The sequence below is a fragment of the Pseudomonas sp. PWP3-1b2 genome (assembly GCF_049896045.1).
GTDB classification, from domain to species: domain Bacteria; phylum Pseudomonadota; class Gammaproteobacteria; order Pseudomonadales; family Pseudomonadaceae; genus Aquipseudomonas; species Aquipseudomonas antarctica_B.
Window position 1 is genome coordinate 24,450 of sequence record NZ_JAFCTN010000059.1, and the last position, 3,456, is coordinate 27,905.

Annotated in this window: 2 protein-coding genes and 1 pseudogene; all 3 read right to left on the reverse strand. The window is 57.7% G+C overall.

The window, feature by feature from the left end; translation table 11 throughout:
- Positions 1-72: pseudogene (locus ACP7A2_RS25350) on the reverse strand (NADH-quinone oxidoreductase subunit A); the annotation flags it as partial.
- 643 nt (positions 73-715) lie between these two features.
- Positions 716-2,041: an isocitrate lyase gene (gene aceA, locus ACP7A2_RS25355; RefSeq protein ID WP_078743301.1), complete on the reverse strand. Its 1,326-nt coding sequence runs from the start codon at positions 2,039-2,041 to the stop codon at positions 716-718.
- A gap of 479 nt (positions 2,042-2,520) precedes the next feature.
- A complete protein-coding gene (locus ACP7A2_RS25360; RefSeq protein WP_426136529.1) occupies positions 2,521-3,258 on the reverse strand; it encodes a secretin N-terminal domain-containing protein in 738 nt (245 codons plus the stop codon).
- Between the last annotated feature and the right edge of the window lie 198 nt (positions 3,259-3,456).

Consider the following 3,456-nt stretch of genomic DNA (forward strand, 5'->3'; position numbering starts at 1 on the left):
TAGGCCGACAACACCGAGGAGGAAAATGGCAAAGCCCCAGTTGTGGGCCATGAGTCCTGTCGCTTCGGTCATGCTGGAAATCCTTAACAGAGAGCAAAGGTCTCTGAGCTCGAAAAAGTAACGATGCAGTGACGATATGTCGCACTGCAATCAATCGCGGTGATTTTATGGCTAAACACCGGGCAAGTAAAATTCCTATAGCGAAATTATTCCATGGAATAACCACATAGTGCACCTTCTTGGGGCTGTGGCCCTTGCGGGGCGGGGATTAGCGGGCATTTGGCCAATTCTGTTTTGTTTGAGCGGTAACGAAGTTTTCATGGGCTAAATGATAATGAATGTTGTTTGCGTGGGGTTTAAGCGAATGTTTCTCGTGTGGCGGGGGAAGTTGTTGTTACTTGCTCGATTGCCGCTAGTTGCTGGAACAGATCTTTTAACCGATTTGATCCGCCCAAATACCGCGCTGGATCAATGTTTCGCCAAAAATCTTCAGCGCTGACTCATTTTCTGTGGGAGCCGGGCTTGCCCGCGATGGCGGTGCATCAGGTATGGATGGGTTGCCTGACCCACCGCCATCGCAGGCAAGCCAGCTCCCACCTTTGATTTTCGGTGCGCCTGAAATAAAAAACGCCCCGAACAGGTCGGGGCGTGATGGTTGTGCGGCACTGCGGTTAGGTCTTCCCTGGGGCCGCAGTGGCCGTGTACTCGCGATTACTTAGTGAAACTGTTCTTCTTCAGTCGAGCCCTTCAGCGCGGTTACCGAAGAAGACCCGCCCTGGATCACGGTAGTCATGTCGTCAAAGTAGCCAGTGCCCACTTCCTGTTGGTGCGCCACAAAGGTGTAACCCTTGGAAGCGTCAGCGAACTCCTGCTCCTGCAGCTTCACGTAAGCCGTCATGTCGTTGCGGGCGTAGTCGTGCGCCAGGTTGAACATGCTGTGCCACATGTTGTGAATGCCAGCCAGGGTGATGAACTGGTGCTTGTAACCCATGGCAGACAATTCACGCTGGAACTTGGCGATGGTCGCGTCGTCCAGGTTCTTCTTCCAGTTGAAGGAAGGCGAGCAGTTGTAGGACAGCAGCTGGTCCGGGTATTCCTTCTTGATCGCTTCAGCAAAGCGACGCGCTTCGTCCAGGTCCGGCTTGGCGGTTTCGCACCAGATCAGGTCGGCATACGGCGCATAGGCCAGGCCGCGAGCGATAGCCTGGTCGAGACCGGCGCGCACTTTGTAGAAACCTTCCTGTGTGCGCTCGCCAGTCACGAACGGCTGGTCGTACGGGTCGCAATCCGAAGTCAGCAGGTCTGCCGCGTTGGCATCGGTACGCGCCAGAATGATGGTCGGCGTACCGGCAACGTCAGCGGCGAGGCGGGCAGCAGTCAGCTTTTGTACGGCTTCCTGGGTGGGCACCAGTACCTTGCCGCCCATGTGGCCGCATTTCTTGACCGACGCCAGTTGGTCTTCGAAGTGCACGCCGGCAGCGCCTGCCTCGATCATGCTTTTCATCAGCTCGTAGGCGTTGAGTACGCCGCCGAAACCGGCCTCCGCGTCGGCCACGATCGGCGCGAAGTAGTCGATGTAGCCTTCATCGCCCGGACCTTTACCGGCTTTCCACTGGATCTGGTCGGCACGGCGGAACGAGTTGTTGATGCGCTTGACCACGGTTGGAACCGAGTCCACCGGGTACAGCGATTGGTCGGGGTACATGGATTCAGCGGAGTTGTTGTCCGCTGCCACTTGCCAGCCGGACAGGTAGATCGCCTGGATACCGGCTTTCACCTGTTGCACTGCCTGGCCGCCAGTGAGGGCGCCCATGCAGTTGACGAAATCTTTGTCGGGACGGAAGGAAGGCTTGGCACCTTGGGTCACCAGGTTCCACAGCTTCTCGGCGCCGAGTTTTGCAAAGGTGTGCTCAGGTTGAACCGAGCCACGCAGGCGGACGACGTCAGCAGCGGAATAAGCGCGGGTTACGCCTTTCCAGCGTGGGTTTTCAGCCCAGTCTTTTTCAAGGGCTGCAATTTGCTGTTCGCGTGTCAGTGCCATGGAGATAAACCTCGTCGCGTTTAGAAGATCCGTTTTCCAGCCGTGCATTCAATGCGTGGGCAGGGCTGCTCGCTGACCAGAAGCTTAGGCGGTCATGTCGGGTTTGGCGGGGAATGCGACGGGATGAACGTGTTGCGAGAGGGGAGCAGGTAGCAGGCAGACCGAGAACAGTCTTCGGGCATCGTGGGCCCTCGGGTATTCGTCAGTGTGTAGCCGGGTTACCTGGATAGCTTCCGTCCCTCGGGACAACTTCGTTCCAGTCGCAACCTCGTCAAACACACCTTGTGGGCGGTACAGACACGAATCGGCTCAGGTGGGTAGCTTAGAGCGACGATCCGAAGGCCCTTGCCAGGGCCCCTGATTAGCGGGAGCGAGGCCATCATGCCCATGCTTTTTTCGATCGTCAAACGTTTTGTAGTGCTTTTTTTGAAGCACTACATCTTTAGTCTAATACGACCCGCCAGTCAGTTTTTGGTGCTTCAGTTCAGGGTGTCGATCTTGACCCGCAACGTCAGGTCATCACGGCCCTGAGTAGAGTAGCTGCGGGTTGTAGAGGATTTATCGGCCTGGGTCTCGCGATTGATGCCGGCCAGAGTAATCCATTCACCCAAGCGCCCGCTGACCGTTGTGTCGGTACTCTGAACGTTCACTACATCGGGACGTTCCTGGCTCATGCGGTCACGGTTGGTACTGATAGCCAGGTGAACGGTCTCGCCGGTGACGCTGGCGGTGACGTAGAAGCCTTGGGTTACGTTGCGATACTGAGTCTGATTTTGCGGGCGACCGTAGGCGTCAGGCTGCGTGGTGGTGAGCGGCACGCTCTGGCCGACCTGGATCAGTGCCGGCACACCTTCGCTGGCCTGGATCTGCTGCACGCCGCCGTCACGGCTGGTGGTGCCGTAGCTGATGATGCGGGTTTGGCTGTCGCCGCTGTTTTGCTGATTGTTGTCGTTGGTGTCGACGGTGATCAGCAGGCGCTTGGCGGGAGTGTCGAGTTGAGAAAGCAGTGCGCGCAGGTCCTGGATTTTGCCGGGGTCGGCATTCACGATCAGCTGATTGCCATAGGCGCTGACGGTGCCGTCCTTGCCGATGAAATTCTGCGCCACCGGCAGCAAGTCGGCGCTGGTGCGGTTGCTCAGGTTGACGACTTCGGTGTCGGCCATGGCTGAGGCGCTGGCGGTCAGGAGGAGGGCGGTGAGCAGGGTGCGTAGGGACATGTCCGTTATCTCTGCGAGTCATTTAGCGTGATAGTGCCAGTTTGTCGGCCTGGCATGTCGCAAGTTTAGTGGGGAGCGGGTTTGTTGTGGCGAGCGGGCTTGCCCCGCGTTGGGCTGCGCAGCAGCCCCATAAAAAAAACGCCGCGTTCTTTCAGAAAGAACGCGGCGTCTCAGTTTGGGGCTGCTGCGCAACCCAAC